At 40.0% G+C, this 21,911-nt stretch carries 15 protein-coding genes; 12 read left to right on the top strand and 3 right to left on the bottom strand.

Going from position 1 to position 21,911, the window contains the following annotated elements; genetic code table 11:
- The first annotated feature begins 264 nt into the window (after positions 1 to 264).
- From J8L86_RS03660 to J8L86_RS03645, 4 genes are all read left to right on the top strand, one after another.
- Complete coding sequence (locus J8L86_RS03660; RefSeq protein ID WP_211028752.1) at positions 265 to 1,512, top strand: amidohydrolase family protein; 1,248 nt, start codon at positions 265 to 267, stop codon at positions 1,510 to 1,512.
- A gap of 171 nt (positions 1,513 to 1,683) precedes the next feature.
- Positions 1,684 to 2,274: a hypothetical protein gene (locus J8L86_RS03655; protein ID WP_211028751.1), complete on the top strand. Its 591-nt coding sequence runs from the start codon at positions 1,684 to 1,686 to the stop codon at positions 2,272 to 2,274.
- A gap of 82 nt (positions 2,275 to 2,356) precedes the next feature.
- Positions 2,357 to 2,497: a hypothetical protein gene (locus tag J8L86_RS03650; protein ID WP_156669081.1), complete on the top strand. Its 141-nt coding sequence runs from the start codon at positions 2,357 to 2,359 to the stop codon at positions 2,495 to 2,497.
- 140 nt (positions 2,498 to 2,637) lie between these two features.
- Entirely contained in the window at positions 2,638 to 2,934 is a 297-nt protein-coding gene (locus J8L86_RS03645; protein ID WP_055024611.1) for a hypothetical protein, read from the top strand.
- Positions 2,935 to 2,992: 58 nt separating this feature from the next.
- On the opposite strand, the gene asnS is transcribed toward J8L86_RS03645, so the two are convergent.
- Positions 2,993 to 4,393: an asparagine--tRNA ligase gene (gene asnS / locus J8L86_RS03640; protein ID WP_211028744.1), complete on the bottom strand. Its 1,401-nt coding sequence runs from the start codon at positions 4,391 to 4,393 to the stop codon at positions 2,993 to 2,995.
- Between the two features lie 237 nt (positions 4,394 to 4,630).
- On the opposite strand from asnS, the gene J8L86_RS03635 reads away from it, so the two are divergent.
- Entirely contained in the window at positions 4,631 to 4,966 is a 336-nt protein-coding gene (locus tag J8L86_RS03635; protein WP_055024609.1) for a hypothetical protein, read from the top strand.
- Here the strand turns inward: J8L86_RS03635 and J8L86_RS03630 are convergent.
- Positions 4,963 to 5,547 carry a CoA pyrophosphatase gene (locus J8L86_RS03630; RefSeq protein WP_065108010.1) on the bottom strand — a complete coding sequence of 195 codons (585 nt, stop codon included), beginning with the start codon at positions 5,545 to 5,547 and terminating at the stop codon, positions 4,963 to 4,965. The genes J8L86_RS03635 and J8L86_RS03630 overlap by 4 nt on opposite strands.
- 374 nt (positions 5,548 to 5,921) lie before the next feature.
- Between J8L86_RS03630 and malQ the strand changes: the two genes are divergently transcribed.
- The 6 genes from malQ to J8L86_RS03600 all read left to right on the top strand — a co-directional run bounded on the left by malQ (position 5,922) and on the right by J8L86_RS03600 (position 18,309).
- On the top strand, positions 5,922 to 8,117 hold the full coding sequence (malQ, locus tag J8L86_RS03625; protein WP_211028743.1) for a 4-alpha-glucanotransferase: 2,196 nt from the start codon (positions 5,922 to 5,924) through the stop codon (positions 8,115 to 8,117).
- A 35-nt stretch (positions 8,118 to 8,152) separates the two neighbouring features.
- Complete coding sequence (gene glgB, locus J8L86_RS03620) at positions 8,153 to 10,381, top strand: 1,4-alpha-glucan branching protein GlgB (protein ID WP_211028742.1); 2,229 nt, start codon at positions 8,153 to 8,155, stop codon at positions 10,379 to 10,381.
- A 2-nt stretch (positions 10,382 to 10,383) separates the two neighbouring features.
- A complete protein-coding gene (gene glgX / locus J8L86_RS03615) occupies positions 10,384 to 12,531 on the top strand; it encodes a glycogen debranching protein GlgX (protein ID WP_211028740.1) in 2,148 nt (715 codons plus the stop codon).
- A 128-nt stretch (positions 12,532 to 12,659) separates the two neighbouring features.
- Positions 12,660 to 15,257 (top strand): glycogen/starch/alpha-glucan phosphorylase, encoded by a 2,598-nt coding sequence (locus tag J8L86_RS03610; RefSeq protein ID WP_211028738.1) that lies wholly within the window; start codon positions 12,660 to 12,662, stop codon positions 15,255 to 15,257.
- A gap of 52 nt (positions 15,258 to 15,309) precedes the next feature.
- Positions 15,310 to 16,572, top strand: coding sequence for a glucose-1-phosphate adenylyltransferase (glgC, locus tag J8L86_RS03605; RefSeq protein ID WP_211028736.1), 1,263 nt, complete (start codon positions 15,310 to 15,312; stop codon positions 16,570 to 16,572).
- 108 nt (positions 16,573 to 16,680) lie between these two features.
- Positions 16,681 to 18,309 (top strand): glycogen/starch synthase, encoded by a 1,629-nt coding sequence (locus tag J8L86_RS03600; RefSeq protein WP_211029151.1) that lies wholly within the window; start codon positions 16,681 to 16,683, stop codon positions 18,307 to 18,309.
- Positions 18,310 to 18,491: 182 nt separating this feature from the next.
- Here the strand turns inward: J8L86_RS03600 and pabB are convergent, their stop codons facing one another.
- Complete coding sequence (gene pabB, locus J8L86_RS03595; RefSeq protein ID WP_065108015.1) at positions 18,492 to 19,955, bottom strand: aminodeoxychorismate synthase component I; 1,464 nt, start codon at positions 19,953 to 19,955, stop codon at positions 18,492 to 18,494.
- Between the two features lie 153 nt (positions 19,956 to 20,108).
- Here pabB and J8L86_RS03590 point away from each other — a divergent pair, with 153 nt between their 5' ends.
- Complete coding sequence (locus J8L86_RS03590; protein WP_065108016.1) at positions 20,109 to 21,644, top strand: fumarate hydratase; 1,536 nt, start codon at positions 20,109 to 20,111, stop codon at positions 21,642 to 21,644.
- The last annotated feature ends 267 nt before the right edge of the window (positions 21,645 to 21,911 follow it).

Genomic DNA, 21,911 nt, shown 5'->3' with positions numbered 1-21,911 from the left:
TTTAGCTTTTGTATAAGCCTTTATATACTGATTTGACGAATAAAATTAGTCTTTACTGTAAATTAGCATATAAAGAATTAATATTAAAGGGATGTGAATCCTAGTTTACATTTGTGTTTTGTTAGGTATATTACCCGTATAAATAACTTATAAAAGACGCTATTCATGTTTACTCATTCCCTGATAAATCATCACAAACACTCATTTAAACCTACTATTATTCGCAGTTCTGTTAACCTAGTATCCTTGTTATTAAGCGGCGTTATGGCTCAATCAGCATTCGCAGCAACTCAAGTTATTCATGCAGGTGAGCTACTTGCCATACCAGGGAAGTCGCCATTAACTCAGCAAACTATTGTGGTTAAAGATGGTAAAATCCTTGATGTCAGGAAAGGCTATATTTCAGCTAACTTAATTGCAAAAGACGCTAAGTTAATCGATTTATCAAACAGTTTCGTTATGCCAGGTTTAATGGACATGCACGTGCATTTACAAATGGAACTTGGTCCAGATAACACGAAAGATACAGTAAAGTTATCTGATGCTGATATCGCAATGAAAAGTGTTCATTACGCCAAAACAACGTTGTTAGCTGGCTTTACAACAGTACGTGATTTACTGAGTGAATCAGAGCAAATGTACGCTTTACGAGATGGTGTTGAAAAGGGCTGGATAGAAGGGCCTCGAATTATTGCCGCTGCAGGTATTTCTATCACAGGAGGACATTTAGATGCAGATGGAATGGCGCCAGATTTATTAGCAATGAAGTCTCCTAAAACGCTTTGTGATGGACCTTATGAGTGTCGAAAAATGACGAGGCACGCAATTAAATACGGCGCCGATGCGATTAAAGTCGCGTCAACTGGTGGAGTATTATCGGATACCAATACGGGTACGGGTCAACAAATGACTGATTTAGAGTTAAAAGAGATTGTGCAAACAGCACATGATCTTGGCCGAAAAGTAGCCAGTCATGCCCATGCAACAGCAGGGATTAATGCCGCATTGCGTGCAGGTGTCGACAGTATCGAGCATGGTAGTTATGCAGACGACGAAACCATCAAATTATTTAAGCAAACTGGTGCGTATTTAGTGCCCACATTATTGGCTGGTGCGACGGTTGTAGATATGGCTGAAACATCTGATTTTATGTCTAAACCTATCAAAGCGAAAGCGATCCGTGTTGGTGCTGATATGTTAGCTAACTTCGAAAAGTCATATAAGGCGGGCGTCAAGATTGCGTTTGGTACTGATAGTGGCGTGTCAAAGCATGGTATTAATGCACAAGAAGCGGTGTTAATGCACCAAGCTGGTATGTCCAATAGTGATATTTTACAGTCTGCAACAGTGAATGCGGCTGATTTAATCGATATGTCTGATAAATTAGGTACCATTGAAACCGGTAAATTTGCCGATATTATTGCGACTAAAAAGAGTCCACTTAAGGATATTTCAGCTTTATTGAGCGTCAGTTTTGTCATGAAAGATGGCAAGGTTTATAAAGATCTTTAGTTCGCTCCAAATATTAATCCATTGGTGTTTAAAAAAGAGGCGTTAGCCTCTTTTTTTGAATAAAACTGTCATTGTTAATGCCTTGTAATCTCGTTTTGTGCATAATAACGCCATTATAAGTAATAGACACCGCACTTTTAGCATGAATCAGACACTTTATGGGAATTAGAGATGGAAGCAGTAGCGTTTGAGCAGGTTCTTAGTAGCAATACTGCTGATAACATGACGCTGTCTGTAGCTCAGTCTTATTTTTCCTCGCAGCAAAATGCGCTTAATCTTCATGAGTTTATTGAGCCAAGTTATCTCAGTTCAAAAGAATTTAGAAAACAGGGTGTAGAACGATTAGATCATTTGTCTTTGTTATTATCTCAATACAAACGTTTTTATTGTCAGTACGTACTTAATTCTGGTAGCGATTTTTCAAATACATTAGTAAACAATAAACAGAAGGGCTTGAGTCAATCTATTCATAGCGGCGTTTCTAAAATTGAGAAAAAAGCGATAGAACAAGCAATGTTTTTTAATGCTCGTGCATCATGGATAGCCAATACACGTTTGTTGATATCTATCCTTGATGATAACGAACATTGTATCCAATTTGATGGAGAGGTTTTTGTATTTACTGACGATAATCTCAAAACACATTTTGATGATTGCATTCTTGCAATGGAAGTCGCTGCAGATTTCGAACATTTATTTTTAAATAGTAGGAAGTCTACGCTGGGCACTTGGTTCGAAAGTGTTGTTGCACGATTTAAGTAACAACTTAAATGCTAATTAAAGCAGTGATAATGCACAATTGCAGCCAATCTTCTTCTATTAGACATGTTGAAAAGGAAAAAATATGGACGTTTTGTACTTTGCATTTTCTTGGGGTTCGCCTGTTGGATTGGGTTTATTCTTTTTTCTTTCTTGTAGTGGCACGGGTATTTTATTTTGGGGATTATCTAAGTTTAAGAAGGGGAGTGAAAAAGCCAACAATTAAACGAGCTTGATATGAGTAGTTAATCATAGAGATGAATACTTAGGTTGAGGATTCATCATTTGTTACTAAAAACACAATACAAGATAACACTGAAGCTTCAAGGGATAAGAAGCTGTCATTCTATAAGGAAATATAAATCTATGGGTTTAGTAATATTGGCTTCAGCCATTCAGTTTTTGGTCGGTGGAGCGCTTGCAATGGGGCTGATATTCGGATTAAGCGCGTTAACAGGCTATAAAATTACTGAAACAAACAACTCTGTCATTATTGCCCTGTGGTTAACCTATTGCGCGAGCATTTTTGCCAGCATTATCTTGCTTATATATCAATATTCTAAAGAAGCAGCTAGCACACATTATTTATGGTTACTGCTACCTTGGATGGTACTTGTTGCTATTTATGGATATATTGAACTGTGCGTAGAGAAAATTAATTAGTTGTTTCTTATGCACAAAAAAAACGCGCATATAGCGCGTTTTTTTATAAAGCCAACGATTAAAAATTAGCTGATTTAGGTGAACGTGGGAATGGGATTACATCACGGATGTTGCTTACACCAGTAACATAAGATACCAAACGCTCAAAACCTAAACCGAAACCTGCATGCGGTACAGTGCCGTAACGACGTAAATCGCGGTACCACCAGTAATCTTCTTGATCTAATTTCATTTCTGCTAAGCGAGCATCAAGCACATCTAAACGTTCTTCACGTTGTGCTCCACCGATGATTTCACCAATACCAGGTGCTAATACATCCATCGCAGCCACTGTTTTACCATCATCATTCAAGCGCATGTAGAATGCTTTGATATCTTTCGGATAGTTTTTAACAACCACAGGTGCTTTAAAATGCTCTTCAGCAAGGTAACGTTCGTGTTCTGAGTGTAAGTCGATACCCCATTCAACATCGAATTCAAAGTTTTTATCGCAGGCTTTTAAAATTTCGATTGCATCTGTGTAATCAATTTGCGCGAAGTCACTTGTTACAAATGCTTCTAAACGTTCAATTGCTGTTTTCTCAACACGTTGTGCGAAGAACTCTAAATCGTCACGACGTTCTTCTAATACTGCACGGAAACAATATTTAAGCATGTCTTCAGCGAGTTTAGCTGCATCATCTAAGTCAGCGTAAGCAACCTCAGGTTCAACCATCCAGAACTCAGCTAAGTGACGGCTAGTGTTAGAGTTTTCAGCACGGAAAGTCGGACCAAATGTATATACTTTAGATAAAGCACATGCATAAGTTTCAGCATTCAATTGGCCTGATACAGTCAAAAATGATTCTTTACCGAAAAAGTCTTCAGCAAAGTCAACATCGCCTTTATCTGTGCGAGGTAAGTTTTCCATGTCTAGGGTTGATACACGGAACATTTCACCAGCACCTTCTGTGTCAGAAGCCGTGATTAAAGGGGTTGATACCCAAATGTAACCTTGTTCGTTATAGAAGCGGTGAATGGCTTGCGATAAACAGTTACGAACACGTGCAACCGCACCAATGATGTTAGTACGTGGACGAAGGTGTGCTAATTCACGTAAATGCTCAATCGAATGACGTTTTGCAGCCATAGGGTAAGTGTCTGGATCTTCAACAAACCCAGCTACTTCAACCTGAGTAACTTGCATTTCGAATGCTTGACCTTTACCTGGAGATTCCACGACTTCACCAGTCATGATAACTGAACAACCAGCAGTAAGCTTTAGCACTTCATCAGTATAATTATCTAAATTATTTGGTACTACGCCTTGAATAGGGTCAAAACATGAACCGTCATAAACAGCAAGGAATGAAATACCAGCTTTAGAATCGCGGCGAGATCTAACCCAACCACGAACTGTAACTTGCGAACCAATCGCGAAGTCACCTTTAAATACAGAAGCGACAGATGTAATGCTCATTGTTGCTTAGTTCTCCAATGAATCAATGATAAAAATAAGTGCTTTATATTACCTTGATATCGGCGTTTAACAAGCCGAAAACGCCCTTAGACGCAGATAAATGCGTAAGTTTTACTAATAAATGCCTCAATTGAGCCAATTTCCTGTCATATAAGTACAATAGGCTGTAAAAATTATCTTGTAACCATATGAACAAAAGCGCTATTTTAATAAAACACTTGGTAGTGGGGTGAATTAGTGACCAAAACAAAATTTTTGCAAATCATATTAACCATTTTGTCTGTGGCCGGTTGGTCGTTGGCCGTATATGCGCTGCTCGTTTTTGGCGACGCAAGACCTGATCGTGCGGTAGGTTATTTTATGAGTAAAGGTGTTGAAGTCAGATTAAATTGGGATCCAGAATTAACTGTGAGACTGGAGTATGTTATCTGGGCTTGTGCTGCGATAAGTTTTGTTAACCTTGGGGTTAATTTTTATGCTCAAACGTCGAAGAAAATAGGTTTTTGGGTCAATATACCATTGCTACTGATGGTCTCTATTGCTGCTGGCTTGTATATTCGTTACGTAATTTAGCTCTTATCAGCGGTACTGATGTGTTTGCACAACAAATCAATAATTGCCGCAGTAACACCCCAAATGAATTTGCCTTTATAAGGCATGTAATGCACATCAAACGTTTGTCCATCACGCATATACCTTAATTGATATCGATTGCTGGCGGTTGTGAAAAAGCTTAGTGGCACCCAAAAAGTCTCAGACACTTCTCCTGGATCGATTTTGATCTCAAATGGTTGTTTTATTATGCCTACAATAGGGGTGATTCGAAACCCTGTGAATGTAGCATGGGCGGGGAACTGACCAATCACGTCGACATTACTTTGTTTTAAGCCAATTTCTTCTTCTGCCTCCCTAAGGGCTGTTTCGATAATGGAGTTATCTTGTTTATCGACTTTTCCGCCGGGGAAACTGTACTGTCCAGGATGTGCTCTTAAATGCAGCGCTCTGCGTGTGATGAGCATGTGTAGCTGGCCATCAACCTCCATCAGCGGGATTAACACTGCAGCTTTACGTAATGCCTGTTGAATAGGGATATCGCTGGAATTGTCGCTGAGGTTTTGAAGTGCAAAATGGACATTAAACTGTTGAGCGTTCATTTACCTTCCTAACTTTAAAGTCGCATCATGGATTAATCAGTTATAACTAAATTATCATATTGCCACCAATAAGGTGTAACTTTTGCCAATGAGGTTTGATTAAACATTTACTTATGACTCCTGTAGTTGTTTATTTAACTGCACGTTATTTGTGCGTAAATTGCACCAAAACTATTGAAATATCGTGAATTATCCATTGAGTTTTAAACAAAGGCGTATTGTGCCTCTTTTACCTCTTTAGAGTAAGTTACTGAAAAATTGTAAATATATTCTGTCATCCTGATGAAATATCACTGTAGTTAAACTGTGATGTTTGACTGGCATGGTAACTGCTGAGTTATTAACCAGGCATGTTATTTGCGAGGATGACAAATATGGGACTGGAAAAGTTACTGTATTTGCAAGGCGTAGGCGCAGAGTTTATTGATTGCTTTGGCAATCATGTTCATATTTCGCCTAATGATAGAAAAGGAATTCTAACGTCAATGTGTTTGGCGCCACATCAATCTGATGTCGACGGCGCATTGTCAGTACTCAATGATAAGTTCATCGAGCAGCGCATCCACGAATTAGACGTGGCACCCTGGCTTAAACCCATAGGGGCATTTCAGTGGACTTACGTCGATGAACCATATGTAGAGTTATGTTTGACTGAAAATTTTGTTGGTTATATACGTTTACATCTTTTTAGTGAGCAAAATGAATCATTTAGATTTCAAATACACAGTAGTCAGTTAACTGCTATTGGTGACTATAAAACAAACGATTGCCTCTATATCAAGTATCACTTTTTATTAAATGAGCATCAAAATAATGCAATTGGGCTTGGTTATCATCAACTGACGTGTTCATTAGACTCAGATAATCATGTCACTGAGTATTTGTGTCAGCTGATGCTCGCACCAAGACAGGCCTACTCAGGATCGCTTTCTGAGCCATTATCAAGTGTCAGGCATCATCAACACGCTACTACTGGCAACTTTTCCCTAAGTAAAAAAGCCAATCCTTGGGGGATTTCTACACAGTTATATAGCATTAAAAGTGAGAGCCAGTGGGGCGTAGGTGACTTTAATGATTTACAAAAGTTAATTGTATTCAGTGCCGAGCAAGGTGCTGACTTTATACTGCTCAATCCCCTTCATGCTCTAGACTTACCTAGCCATATTAGTCCGTACAGTCCTGATGACCGACGTAGACTGAATCCACTTTATATTCATATTGAATCAGTAAAAGAATATGACAGCGTTAAACATGTTTTATCAACGCCTGATTGGCAAATAAATAAACACAAACTATCTGAGAATTCACTGTTAGATTACGCAGAAGTTTATACATTAAAACAGCGGGTTTTCTGTTTATTGTTTGATACCTTTATTGAAGAAAATCAATCGACTTTAACAGATCGATTTAAAGCATTTAGTGACTTCAAAAAACAGCATGAACAAGCATTACAACAATATGCTGACTGGCAGGTAGGTCATCATAAAGAAGATAGCAGTCAGGGGACATTTTCTAACCCCGACTTTTGGTGCTACTTACAATTTGTCGCAACAAGTCAGCTTAGTTTATGCCAATTAACGGCGAAATCTGTGGGAATGTCCATTGGTTTAATCCGAGATATGGCCGTAGGGGCTTCTCCCACAGGATCAGAAGTGCAGCAAAATGCTGATTACTTTTGTGCTAACGCTAATATTGGCGCCCCGCCAGATCCTTTTGCACCCCAAGGTCAGAATTGGGGACTTGCCCCGATGGATCCGATTAAATTACAGCAATTAAATTTTCTCCACTTTAAAGACCTAATTAGAAGCAACATGCAATCTTGTGGTGGTTTACGAATTGATCATGTCATGGGATTGCTTCGTCTTTGGTGGTGGCCTAAAAACTTAAGCTTAGGTGATGGGGCTTATGTGTATTACCCACTTGATGCGTTACTTGCAATTTTGTCGTTAGAAAGTCAGCGAGCTCAATGCATCGTAATAGGTGAAGATCTTGGCATTGTTCCGCCAGAAATAGTTCAAAACCTTTCTAATGCCAACATTTTTTCAAATGAGTTGTTTTATTTTTCAAAGCAAAATAATGGGTTTACATCACCAGAGCATTACAAACGCCAGAGTTTGATGATGCTGGCGAATCATGATGTGCCGACATTATCAGCTTGGTGGCACGGTAATGATATCGAATTAAGACACCAACTAAACCTAATTAATCATCAGCAACAGCAAGAGATGCTAAATGAACGTGACCATGAAAAGCATCAATTGATCCATCTATTTTGTCAGAAAGGAATATTGCTGTTTGAAGGCGATATAAACCGTATTGAGTTTGATGAAGTTTTAACGGCTTGGCTTCAACTTTCCGCATCAGGAAACTCATCTTTATACAGCGTACAACTTGAAGATCTTATTTGTGAAACCATGCCTGTCAATATCCCTGGCACATGGAAAGAATACCCTAACTGGCGCCGTCGTTTATCAATGTCACTTGAACATATAACAACATCAGATGCGATAAAACAGCGCCTTAGTGTGATTAATCATTCCAGAATGACTGATGCACAATTCGATCAGTAGTTAGAACAGTTATTAATTTTATGGAGCAATACACAATGACGAATAATGCGCCTTTATTTAATCAAGGATCGGATATTGCCATCTTGAAAGGAGATTATACGGATGTCTTTTCTTTATTAGGCATGCACAAGGCACCCAATGGTAAATCACTGATTGTGAGATGTTTTATCAAGGGGGCAGTCAGTGTTGAAGTTATTGCTATAAAAGACGGTAAAAAAGTGGCTGAATTATCACAGGTAGATGAACAAGGTTTATTTGCAGGCGTAATGGGGCGAAGGGTTAAGCCATTTTTATATCGTCTTAAAGTGACATATCCATTAAGCGTAGAAACCATAATTGACCCATATCAATTCGAAAGCTTGTTAGACGCGGATGATGTGTACTTATTTGCTGAAGGGAAACAACAAACCAGTTATCAATTTTTAGGTGCGAATTGGAAACAAGTTAATAAGGTAGATGGTGTGCTTTTTTGTGTATGGGCACCCAATGCACAGCGTGTATCCGTTGTAGGGGATTTTAATCATTGGGATCCTAGACAACATGTAATGAGATTTCATCCAAGCAATGGCATTTGGGAGATATTTTTGCCCAATGCCAAAGCGGGGGATTTTTATAAATTTTATATTGTTAATCAATATGGTGAGTCGATTGAAAAATCAGACCCTTATGCAAAAGCGATGGAAGCTGCGCCGGGTAATTCATCTATCGTTCCCGCGAATAGCCAGTATCAATGGAAAGACAGCAAATGGTTAACTAAACGGGCCAACACTCAATTACATCAAGCGCCAATGTCGACTTATGAAGTGCACCTTGCCTCATGGAAGCGAAAAGGTGAATGGGGCGAATCTTACCTTAGCTACGACGATCTAATTAACGAGTTAATTCCTTACATCGTTGAAATGGGCTTTACGCATCTGCAACTGATGCCCATTTGTGAATACCCTTTTGATGGATCTTGGGGCTATCAACCTGTGGGCTTGTATGCTGCAACATATCGTTTTGGTGATCCTGATGGCTTAAAGGCGTTTGTCGATGCTTGCCACAAACATCAGATTGCTGTGCTGTTGGACTGGGTTCCGGCACACTTTCCTAAAGATCCCCACGGCTTGTCTAAATTTGATGGCAGTTGTTTATATGAACATGAAGATCCTCGACAAGGTGAGCACCCTGACTGGGATACGCTTATCTTTAATTATGGCCGTGGTGAAGTGCAAAGCTTCTTACTGAGTAATGCTTGCTATTGGTTATCTGAATTTCATTTTGATGGATTACGTTTAGATGCTGTTTCATCAATGCTTTACCTAGATTACAGCCGTCAATCTGGTCAATGGTTACCCAATGAATATGGCGGTCGCGAAAATATTAAAGCCATAGCGTTTTTAAAACTACTCAATGAGCGTATTTATACCAGCTTTGCTGGCGCAACAATGATTGCTGAAGAATCCACTGCATGGCCAGGGGTGACTAACTCTACGGAAAAAGGGGGCTTAGGATTTGGTTTTAAATGGAATATGGGCTGGATGAATGACAGTTTACGTTATTTAGCACGGGATCCTATCTACCGTTCACATCATCACCATGAAATGACATTTGCTCTAGTTTATGCCTATACCGAGCAATTTATATTGTCTATTAGCCATGATGAAGTCGTACACGGAAAAGGCTCAGTTTTACATAAAATTCCCGGAGACGATTGGCAAAAATTTGCCACGTTACGTGCTTACATCGGGATGATGTGGGGACAACCTGGTAAAAAATTATTGTTTATGGGAACTGAGTTTGGTCAGCGTGATGAATGGAATCATAACCAAAGTTTAGATTGGCATTTACTGCAGTTTGCACCTCATCAAGGCATACAAGACTGGGTAAAGGCGCTTAATGGTCTGTATATATCTCACCCTTGTTTATATGAATTAGATCATCAATCAACAGGTTTTCAGTGGCTTGATTGTGATAACAGTCAAGACAGTGTCTTCTCATTTATTCGTTATGCGCAATCCTCTGATGACGCACTTATTTTCATCATCAATATGACCCCGCAAGTACATCATCATTTCCGAATTGGCTTACCGACCCCAAATCACTATGAAGAACTGCTTAACAGTGATGCGAGCCAGTTCGGAGGCAGTAATGTGATTAATCCAACTGTTATTAACGACGAGGTACCTTGGCAAGGCATGGAGCAAAGCGGACTTATCACTGTGCCGCCTCTAGGCTGTGTTGTGTTAGCAGCAAGTCAACTTGTAACAAATAACGAGGCGTAAAGATGAACAACGGCGCTGAAAATAACCTCAATGTTCTTGTTACTAAAGGACAATCATATCCACTTGGTGCAACGGTGATTGCTGGTGGGGTGAACTTTGCTATTTTTTCAGCGAATGCAACACAAGTTGTGTTATGCCTGTTTGATCATAACGGTAATAACGAAAAACAAATTTGTTTGGTACATAAAACCAAACAAATTTGGCACGGTTTTGTGCCTGGTGTAAAAGCGGGGGATTTATATGGTTATCGTGTTTACGGTCCGTATCAACCTCACTTGGGTCATAGGTTTAATCACAATAAATTGTTACTCGATCCTTATTCAAAACAGCTTAAAGGCAACTTAGCACCCAACGATGCAAATTATGGTTATGACATTAGCCGAAATGATGTTGATGCAGACTTGTCGTTTTGTGAAATCGATAACGCACAATATATGCCTAAATGTGTCGTGATTGATGATTCAGTACTGAAATCTACACCTGTAAAAAGACTTAACATTCCTCTTGAAAGCACCGTTATATATGAAATGCACGTTAAAGGATTCAGTGTACTGAATCCCGAAGTTAATAAAGCTCATCAAGGAAAGTTTGCAGGTTTAGCCTCAAAAAGCTCATTGCAATATTTAACTCAGTTGGGCGTGAACTGTGTTGAGCTATTACCAGTTCAATCATTTTTAAATGAGCCATTTTTAATTGAAAAAAATCTAAACAACTATTGGGGCTATAACTCGATTGGTTTTTTTGCGCCAAATCCCAGTTATTTAAGTAGCGAGGATATTGGTGAGTTTAGAAAGATGGTTGATCGTTTTCATGATGCAGGTATCGAAGTTATTTTAGACGTAGTTTATAACCATACTGCAGAAGGAAACCGCCTAGGGCCAACACTTAGTTTCCGAGGTATTGATAACGCCAGTTATTACCGATTAGTGTCAAACGATCAGCGTTTGTATATCAATGATACTGGCTGCGGAAATACGGTTAACTCTAACCATCCTCAGGTTCTGAGGTTAATTATGGACTCATTACGCTACTGGGTTGAGGTCATGGGGGTAGATGGCTTTAGGTTTGATTTAGCAAGTTGTCTTGGTCGTGAAGTATATGGGTTTGATCCGGGCTGCGGTTTTTTTGATGCATTAAGTCAAGACCCTGTATTGTGTCAGGTTAAGTTAATAGCCGAACCTTGGGACATTGGACCAGGCGGTTATCAACTCGGTAATTATCCCATTGCATTCAGTGAATGGAATGACAGGTATCGTGACACCATGAGACGTTTTTGGCGGGGCGATAAAGGCATGTTGCCAGAGTTTGCTCGACGATTTCATGGTTCTGGTGACTTTTTTGAACATCATGGTCGAGCACCTTCTGCCAGTATTAACTTCATTACCAGCCACGATGGTTTTACTCTCCGTGATGTTGTGAGTTATCAACACAGGCACAATTTAGCCAATGGCGAAGACAACCGAGACGGCCATCATGAAAACCTAAGTCATAACTATGGCGTTGAAGGCCATACTAGCAACGAAAATATTATTAATATTCGAGCTAGGCAGCAAAGAAATTTCATCACTACATTAATGCTATCTCAGGGCGTACCAATGCTGCTTAGTGGTGATGAAATGGGCCACAGTCAGCAAGGTAATAACAATGCATATTGCCAAGACAATTCCATCTGTTGGATAGACTGGCAGCAAATTGACTGGCCATTGGTAGAATTTACGTCTGAACTTATTAAACTGCGCCAGCGTTTTCCGATTCTTTGTCATGCCGAGTTCATTCATGAACCAGAAGATCAATACGCAAACGGCTTTACTTGGTATAGCCGTCATGGCGAGCCTATGGTCAAACAACAGTGGAGCGAAGCTGAAACTCGCACTTTAGCAGTTGTGATCACCTCAGAAGTGATACCACCTTATCAATACCCACAAGCCTTATTACTCCTATTGAATGCTTGTGAAGAATCAAAGCCGTTTCAATTACCCGAAGTTGAGGGATATCAAGGTTGGCAACTATTAGTTGATACGCAATTAACCCATCAAAAATTTCAAACTAAACCCAATGAAAAAGAAAAATCAGAGGCAGTTTTACTTTGTGGGCGAAGTTTAAAATTATTTCATGCACATCATCAGCTTAATAACAAGGTAGTCAATTGAAAATGCGATTTGTAGTCGTCATTTCAGTCGTCAAAAGACGATGTAAAACGCATTGTTTAACAAATTAGCTAACCGAGTCAGATCCGGTTTATTGAACGATTAACATTGTAAGGTGCTAAGGAGTCTATATGACAGTAACGAAAGGGAAATCGACTACTGAAAAACCATCTATTAAAGATAAGTCTTCAGTAAAAAAGCCAGCCAAGAAGGCAAAGTCAGGTAAAGCCAAACAGGTGAAGCCTGATGAATTAGATACCAATTCAGCAGTAAATCAATCAACATTGGAAGTCGTGGGCAGTAATCATGATTGCGATCCGTGCGAGACGTTGGCAGCTACATTTAAGCGTCAAATACATGGGTCGTTATGCCGTGATGAGCATGCCATTAACGATATGTATAGTGCACTTGCTTCTACAGTTAAAAATCAACTTTTAAACCAATGGCGAGAGACACGCCTCAAAGACAATCAGTACCAAGAAAAACAAGTTGCTTATTTGTCGTTAGAGTTTTTGATGGGCAGATCATTAGGTAATGCGCTGTTAAGTCTTGATTTGACCAAAGAAACACATGAGGCACTGGCGGAGTATGCTGCAGACATCGAATCGCTACAAGAAGCTGAACTAGATGCTGGACTTGGAAACGGAGGCTTAGGGCGTTTAGCTGCATGCTTTTTAGACAGCTGTGCAAGTTTAGACTTGTCTGTTGTTGGCTATGGAATTCGTTATGAGTACGGCATGTTTAAACAAAAGCTGGTGGATGGTTATCAAGTCGAACAACCTGATCGCTGGCTACGTGAAGGCAACCCTTGGGAAGTCAGGATGGCCAACCATGCCATTACTGTCCCGTTCTTTGGTCATACAGAAACTTATGTCGACCCAAGTGGCGATCGCCATTATGTCTGGGTTGATACACAAGATGTACAAGCGATTCCACATGATATGCCAGTACCAGGTTTTCGTAATGGCCGAATTAATACATTAAGGTTATGGAAAGCTGAAGCAACTGATGATTTTGATTTAGCAGAATTCAATGATGGTGATTATACAGAAGCCGTTGCTCGTAAAAATTTAGCTGAACAAATTACGATGGTACTGTACCCAAATGATGCCAGTGAAAATGGTAAAGAACTCAGGTTAAGGCAGCAATACTTTTTATCATCAGCAAGCTTACAAGATATTTTACAGCGTTATACCGCCGTTTACGGTGCAGACTTTAGCCAATTTAGTCAGCGCAATGTGATGCAGCTAAACGATACTCATCCGAGTATTGCTGTACCCGAATTAATGCGTCTTTTAATGGATAGCTATGGCCTAGGTTGGGATGAAGCTTGGCAAGTCACCACAGAATCGATGGCCTATACCAACCACACGTTATTACCAGAAGCGCTAGAACGCTGGCCTGTAAGAATGTTAGGTAATATGCTGCCACGGATATTAGATATCATCTATGAAATAAATGCGCGCTATCTTGAGCATGTAGCACATCATTGGCCAGGTGATACACATAAATTGGCATCGATGTCGATAATTGAGGAAGGGGCGCATCCACACGTACGTATGGCATATCTAGCAATTGTGGCAAGCTTTTCTGTCAATGGCGTTGCAGGGCTTCATACTCAATTACTTAAGCAAGGGCTGTTTAAAGACTTTTATTCATTATGGCCTCATAAGTTTAATAATAAGACCAATGGCGTTACCCCAAGACGTTGGCTTGTGCATTGTAACCCAAGATTAACCCAGCTTATTAATCGCCGTTTAGGAGAGAGTTGGTTAACCGATCTCACTCAACTTACCGCGCTTAATGCTTTCACTGACGACAAAACATTTGTCAAACAGTGGCAACAAGTGAAATACGATAACAAAGTCGAATTAGCTAAATTGGTTCTTGATGAATGTGAAGTGGCGTTTGATCCGAACATGATGTTCGATGTTCAAGTGAAACGGATACATGAATATAAACGACAACTGTTAAACATTTTACATGTCATTCATTTGTATCAGCGAATTTTGTCGGGTGACACAAAAGACTTGCAACCAAGATGTGTGTTGATAGGAGGCAAGGCTGCTCCTGGATATGCCATGGCCAAACAAATCATAAAATTGGCGAACAATGTGGCGCACATGGTGAATTCTGACCCTATTGTATCTCCATACCTACGTTTTGCCTTCTTACCGAATTACAACGTCAGCGCAATGGAAAAAATATGCCCAGGTACTGACTTATCAGAGCAAATATCAACTGCAGGTAAAGAAGCATCAGGTACTGGCAACATGAAATTTATGATGAATGGCGCCATGACTATCGGTACGTTCGATGGCGCTAACATTGAAATGTTAGAAGAAGTTGGAGAAGAAAACTTCTTCCTATTTGGTTTACGCGCTGATGAAGTCAGTGAGCTTAAATCTCACTACAACCCCCATGATTATATTCAGCAATCCCCCGCATTAGCGAATGTCATCAACATGCTTAAAAGTGGCCACTTTAACTTAGTGGAACCTGGCATATTCGACAGTATTATTGCTGCAATTGAAGATCCTTTCGATCAATGGATGATCGCCGCAGATTTTGAAGCTTATAAACAAGCTCAAGAAAAAGTTTCTTTGGCGTATGCCGATCAACAAGGTTGGACCCAAATGAGCATCCGAAATACCGCATCAAGCGGCCGTTTCTCTAGTGACAATACCATCAGTGCTTATCGTGATGATATTTGGCTTGCTAAACAATGAGCAATTTATCGCTTTAATCGATCTACGTTGTGAAGTTAGGAGTTAATTTTATATGTCAAACGTTCGATATATCAGTAATCTTACAAGGGATACATACGCCATCATATTAGCAGGAGGAAGGGGCTCTCGTTTACATGAGTTGACTGACTGGCGTGCGAAACCGGCGTTATATTTTGGGGGTAAATTTCGCATCATCGATTTCCCTTTATCAAATTGTATAAATTCAGGCATACGCAGAGTTGGGGTTGTGACTCAATATAAGTCACATTCACTGATCCGCCATGTCAGTCGGGGCTGGGGCCACTTTAAAAAGGAATTAGGCGAGTCAGTTGAAATACTACCTGCATCACAACAAACCTCAGGTAATTGGTATGAAGGTACAGCCGATGCGGTATTTCAAAATATCGATATTATTAGACATGAATTACCCAAATTCATCATGATTTTATCTGGAGATCATGTCTATCGCATGGATTATGCTGGGCTGTTAGCTGCACATGCAGAGTCAGGCGCAGATATGACAGTATGTTGCCTTGAAACACCGATACCTGAAGCAGCGGGTTCGTTTGGCGTCATGGAAGTGGATCAAGATAAACGTGTAATAGGTTTTGAAGAAAAGCCTGAAGTGCCTAAGTCTATTCCCGGTAATGAAGAATTTTGTTTAGCGTCAATGGGTAACTATGTGTTTAACACTAAATTCCTATTCGATCAGTTACGCAAAGATGCTGACAATGATCAATCTGATAGAGACTTTGGTAAAGACATTATTCCTTCAATTATCAAAGATGCGAATGTATTTGCATTTCCTTTCACGAGTGCAGTACCTGACGAGCCGGCTTATTGGCGTGATGTTGGTACCTTAGACTCTTTCTTTCAAGCAAATATGGAATTGCTGTCACCGACGCCAGCTCTCAATTTATATGATGCGAAGTGGCCAATTTGGACATATCAAGAACAGTTGCCACCCGCTAAGTTCGTGTTTGATGACGATGACCGAAGAGGGATGGCGGTAGATTCTATCGTTTCTGGTGGATGTATCATTTCGGGTGCGAAGGTTAAACGTAGCGTGCTTTTTGATGAAGTACGCGTATGTTCATACTCGTTTGTGAAAGACTCAGTGCTATTGCCAGATGTTGTCGTGTTGAAAAATTGCAAAATTCAAAATGCGATTATCGATCGTGGCTGCATCATTCCTGAGGGGATGGAGATTGGCTATAACAAACAACAAGATTTAGACCGCGGCTTTCGAGTATCTGAAAAAGGCATCACTTTAGTCACTCGCAATATGCTTGGACTGCCGGTTGGATATGAGTAATCGCTAAAGTTTACTGCCATTGAAGCCACAGAGCTTGTGGCTTCAATGTTGAGTGAGTTTGTTGAATAGAAAAACTACAAGCAAGGAGATGTTTTGAAAAAAGTGCTGATGATTGCTGCTGAAAATGATGCCATAAAGGGGGCCAAAGTTGGCGGGATGGCAGATGTCATTCGTGATCTTCCTTTGGCTTTGGCGGGTGTTGATATTAACGTTGATGTGGCCATGCCTAATTATGGCTTTATCGCAAAACAACAGCAGGCAACACTCGTTGGCGAGTTCGTTGTAAAGTTTGGTGCTAATAGCGAGAAAGTGGTTTTATGGCAGCTGTCACTACCGATTAAGGCACCCAATTCAACTAAAATAAATAACCAGGTTTTTTTGTTTGATCACCCGTTATTTAATGGGCCTAACAATCAAGTTTACTGTAACGGCAGTAGTGAAAGGCCGTTTGCTGAAGATGCCAGTAAGTTTGCCTTGTTTAATCTTGCAGTTGCCCAAGCGTATGTTGATGGTTTGCTTGGCCGAGTTGATTATTTACATATGCATGACTGGCATACTGGCTTTTTAGTGATGTTAAGAGCATTCGCAACAGAATATAAAACGTTAAAGGATATTCGTTGTGTTTTTTCAATTCACAATCTGGCGATACAAGGTATACGACCTATTCGAGATGACGTTTCATCCTTTTGTGCTTGGTATCCTGATTTAGCAAGACAATTAACCCACGAACAGAAGCTACAAATTACCGACCCTCGTTATCCTGAGTGCATTAATCCAATGAGAATGGGCATAGAATTGAGTGATAAAGTACATTTAGTGTCGCCAAGCTATGCAACAGAAGTATTACTGCCATCCGATCATCAAAATGGATTTTTTGGTGGAGAAGGCTTGGAGCAATCACTTCAAGATAAACATCAACGTGGCGATGTTGTAGGTATTCTAAATGGCTGTGTTTATGACGATTCATCAGTTAAACCTGACTCACAACATGCATTTATTCAGATCGAAGCGTCAGCGCAACGCGCGTTAATTCGTTGGATGGGACAAAGTCTGTGGGTAAAAAGCGTGGATCAAATTGCACTATCGCGATTGCAATTGCTGTCGATGAAAAACTCATATGACCATCGCGCTATTACGACTAGCTCTGGTGCTGAAACGGTTGATTTTGTTATGACCTCTGTTGGCCGTCTAACCGACCAAAAGGTATTACTCTTAAGGCAGCCACATCATGAGTATGGTTCGACGCTAGAAGCAATCTTGACTCAACTAAATATTCATAAACCAAATGGTTTATTTGTATTACTAGGCAGTGGAGATGAACAAATAGCACAAGAGTTTCAGGTCATTGCAGCCAAATATGACAACTTTGTCTTTTTAAACGGCTATGATGATGCATTATCACAAGTCTTATATAAGCAAGGGGACTTATTCATCATGCCTAGTAGCTTTGAGCCATGCGGTATAAGTCAGTTACTTGCGATGAAATCAGCTCAAGTTTGCATAGCCCACAGTGTAGGTGGTTTAAAAGACACCATAATCCATCAAAAAAATGGTTGGTTATTTGAGGGGCAAGGATTAGCTGAACAATCACAGCAATTGATTGAAGTAGTGGTCAGTGCATTATCACTACATACTAATGATTTATTACAATACCAAAAAATGCGACAGTCGGCGGCGGATGTGCGTTTTGATTGGCATAGTGTAGCGCAACAATACAAAGATAAATTGTATCAATAGACTATTATTAATAGCCTGGTATTAATAGCCAGGTATCAATAGTCTGGTATCAAGACCCTTGAATTAATCGCTTTGTGTCAAAAGGCTCATATTAAAAGGCAGTGATTAATAGTCTTAGCGTAAAACTTAAGGTATGGAAATTGACGCATTATTGTTGGTTAATTTCCATAACGTTTGATGATTTAGCTTTGTTTAAGGTTAGATTTTTTAACGTTGGATTGATTAACGTTAGTAAGTATTGGCAAAATTTTACTGACTTTATCAAATGATTCTTGATATTCAGCATCAACATTTGAATCAGCAACGATTCCGCCGCCGGCCCAGCAATAAAGCTTATTATCTTCAGTGACAAGGGTACGAATGGTGATACTGGTATCCATACGACCATCCTGACTGATATAGCCAATACTGCCACAATAAATGTTGCGTCTTGAAGGCTCTAATTCTTCGATAATTTCCATTGAACGGATTTTGGGCGCGCCAGTGATTGAGCCACCAGGAAAAGCCGCTTTAAGTAAATCTACCGCATCATATTGGCTGTCGAGTGTCGCTTCTACTGTACTGACTAAATGATGTACTGCAGGAAAACTCTCAATCTCAAATAATTTCGGAACATTCACGGAACCTGCTGTAGCCACTTTGCTGATGTCATTTCTAAGTAAATCAACAATCATGACGTTTTCAGCTAAGTCTTTTTCTGAGTGACGTAACTGCTCTGCAAACAGAGAATCTTGATCTGATGTGGCGCCGCGAGGCATGGTGCCTTTAATTGGTTTGGTGGATATTTTATTGTCGTGAAGCTGAATAAATCGTTCAGGTGAAATAGATAAAATGCAGTGATTCTTTAACCGTATAAAGGCTGAAAAGGGGGCTTTGTTAGCATCTGAAAGCGCGCAATATGCCTGCCATTCATCACCTTTATAACTTGCACTAAATCTTTGGGTTAAATTAATTTGATAGCAATCACCTTGATGAAGATATTGCTGAACCTTGTTAAATCTTTCTGTATATTGCTGTTTTGTAGTTTGATTTTGCCAAGAAGAAGTTAATGTGAACTTTTGAGTTTCGTGAACACTATCTTTTTTTGATATTAAGTTATCAATTTTATTCAATTTAATATTGAGTGCTTCTTCACCTAAATAATGGACAGCGAACCATTGATGTTGCTGATGACAATAAAGTAAGGCAAAGTCATAAAAACCAAGGTTTACATCGTTAAGCTGAATATCTTTCAGTGCTTGTTGAGGTAGCTTTTCGATTATTCTACCCAAGTCATAATTAAAACTGCCAACCACGCCACCGCTAAAAGGTAGCTGGCTTGATTGTTTTACTGGGTAAAGATAGGTTTGTAATTGTTGAATAACATCAAAAACAGTTAATGAAACTCGTGTTTTGCTCTTTGGGGCAAAATCATGATTTTTAGTGATTTTTTGATGAAATTTCCATTGAATATTGTCAGCTATGCTTTCTATTGTTGCCACTGGATTGAATACGATAATATCGTAATTGGCATCTTGATGTCCGGTATGGGATGAGTCTAATAACATTGCCCATGGTTGCTGCGCAACAGCACTAAAGACAGTATGACTATCTTGAGCCCAATCGAGTGATTTGACAGCTAATGATGGGGAGTTAATTAAACGCATTACTAAACCTATTTAAAAAGTGATGTAGCCCAAAAAGGTTGGAAAGAGTATCATATTGTCCTTGCAAGGATTAATAGCTAAATGAATACAATTTAGAGTATTCAAATAAAAATAAAACAAGTTATGCCGCAACGGCTGCTGGAGCGCCCCTATATGTCTACACATTCTGCTAGTGTTGTAATTAAGCAAGCTGACTTTATCGAAAGCATTGCAGATTCATTACAGTATATTTCTTATTATCATCCAAAAGACTTTGTTGATGCGATGGCTAAAGCCTATGATCGCGAAGAAAGTGCAGCGGCGAAAGACGCGATTGCACAAATTCTTATCAACTCTCGTATGTCTGCTGAAGGCAAGCGTCCTTTATGTCAAGACACGGGTATTGTGACGACGTTTGTTAAAATCGGCATGGGTGTACAGTGGGATAAAACGGATATGACCGTGCAGCAAATGGTCGATGAAGGTGTACGTCAAGCATACACCAATCCAGATAACCCGTTACGTGCGTCTATTGTTGCCGATCCTGCTGGTACTCGAAAAAACACCCGTGATAACACGCCTTCGGTCGTTCATATCGACATGGTTCCTGGTAATCATGTTGAAGTGATGATCGCAGCGAAAGGCGGTGGGTCAGAAAATAAATCTAAGATGGTGATGTTAAACCCATCAGATGATATTGCTGCTTGGGTTGAAAAAACCTTACCGACGATGGGGGCAGGTTGGTGTCCTCCAGGAATGTTAGGCATAGGTATTGGTGGCACTGCTGAAAAAGCCGCAGTATTAGCGAAAGAATCATTGATGGATCCAGTCGATATCCATGAATTGATGGAACGAGGCGCTGAAACAACTGAAGAAAAATTACGTTTAGATATTTTTGAACGTGCCAATAATACGGGTATCGGTGCTCAAGGACTCGGTGGTTTAACCACTGTGCTAGATATTAAAGTTAAATCAGTACCAACACATGCTGCCTCTAAACCGGTTGTGATGATCCCGAACTGTGCTGCGACACGACATGTCCACTTTCACTTAGATGGAACAGGTCCAGCTGATTTATCTCCACCTTCATTGTCTGACTGGCCTGAAATTACCCGCGAAGCAGGTGAAAACACGCACAGAGTTGATTTAGACAATGTCACTCAAGCTGAAATTGAAACTTGGAAGAGTGGCGATACCTTATTACTTAACGGAAAAATGTTAACGGGCCGTGATGCTGCGCATAAGCGAATTCAAACCCTTATCGAATCAGGTGAAGGCTTACCTGAAGGGGTAGACTTTACTGGTAAGTTTATTTACTACGTAGGCCCAGTCGATCCTGTTGGCAATGAAGTGGTTGGCCCAGCAGGCCCTACAACTGCAACACGAATGGATAAGTTCACTGACCTAATGCTTGAAAAGACAGGGCTAATGGGCATGATTGGTAAGTCAGAACGTGGCCCGCAAACCGTTGAGTCAATTAAGAAACATAAAGCGGTTTACTTAATGGCTGTGGGTGGCGCTGCATACTTAGTCTCTAAAGCAATCAAAAAGTCTCGTGTTGTTGCATTTGAAGATTTAGGTATGGAAGCCATTTACGAGTTCGATGTTAAAGATATGCCAGTTACTGTGGCGGTGGATACTCAAGGCGTGAATGCACACGAAACCGGTCCTGCAATCTGGAAAGTGAACATTGCTAACGCAAAAAGCTAATTAACGCTTGCGATGCTAGATAATACGGTCCATTTGTGGTTTATATTTAGCCAAATTGGATAAAAATTAACGCTCAGAAATAGAATGCTTCATTTTTTTGAACTGCTCTATTGCCTGAGCGTTTTTGTTTGGGTACTGTGCTAATCAGCTTTTTAAACATAGCGGTTGCAGAACAACAACGAGAATCTAACAGGCCATCGCTAGACGGCGTCAATGTTTAAAGTTGAACCGAATTATATCGGCAATGCTATTGCTATAAACAACAAT

This window comes from Shewanella sp. MMG014, assembly GCF_018100775.1.
Classification (GTDB): domain Bacteria; phylum Pseudomonadota; class Gammaproteobacteria; order Enterobacterales; family Shewanellaceae; genus Shewanella; species Shewanella japonica.
The sequence above is the reverse complement of the archived record's forward strand: the minus strand, read 5'-3'. Positions and strand labels throughout refer to the sequence as shown.

Coding starts and splice junctions, on each gene's coding strand:
- glgX (WP_211028740.1), top strand. CDS start 10,384: ATGAACAACGGCGCTGAAAATAACCTCAATGTTCTTGTTACTAAAGGA.
- J8L86_RS03590 (WP_065108016.1), top strand. CDS start 20,109: ATGTCTACACATTCTGCTAGTGTTGTAATTAAGCAAGCTGACTTTATC.
- glgB (WP_211028742.1), top strand. CDS start 8,153: ATGACGAATAATGCGCCTTTATTTAATCAAGGATCGGATATTGCCATC.
- J8L86_RS03600 (WP_211029151.1), top strand. CDS start 16,681: ATGATTGCTGCTGAAAATGATGCCATAAAGGGGGCCAAAGTTGGCGGG.
- pabB (WP_065108015.1), bottom strand. CDS start 19,955: ATGCGTTTAATTAACTCCCCATCATTAGCTGTCAAATCACTCGATTGG.
- J8L86_RS03645 (WP_055024611.1), top strand. CDS start 2,638: ATGGGTTTAGTAATATTGGCTTCAGCCATTCAGTTTTTGGTCGGTGGA.
- malQ (WP_211028743.1), top strand. CDS start 5,922: ATGGGACTGGAAAAGTTACTGTATTTGCAAGGCGTAGGCGCAGAGTTT.
- J8L86_RS03630 (WP_065108010.1), bottom strand. CDS start 5,547: ATGAACGCTCAACAGTTTAATGTCCATTTTGCACTTCAAAACCTCAGC.
- J8L86_RS03660 (WP_211028752.1), top strand. CDS start 265: ATGGCTCAATCAGCATTCGCAGCAACTCAAGTTATTCATGCAGGTGAG.
- J8L86_RS03610 (WP_211028738.1), top strand. CDS start 12,660: ATGACAGTAACGAAAGGGAAATCGACTACTGAAAAACCATCTATTAAA.
- J8L86_RS03655 (WP_211028751.1), top strand. CDS start 1,684: ATGGAAGCAGTAGCGTTTGAGCAGGTTCTTAGTAGCAATACTGCTGAT.
- glgC (WP_211028736.1), top strand. CDS start 15,310: ATGTCAAACGTTCGATATATCAGTAATCTTACAAGGGATACATACGCC.
- asnS (WP_211028744.1), bottom strand. CDS start 4,393: ATGAGCATTACATCTGTCGCTTCTGTATTTAAAGGTGACTTCGCGATT.
- J8L86_RS03650 (WP_156669081.1), top strand. CDS start 2,357: ATGGACGTTTTGTACTTTGCATTTTCTTGGGGTTCGCCTGTTGGATTG.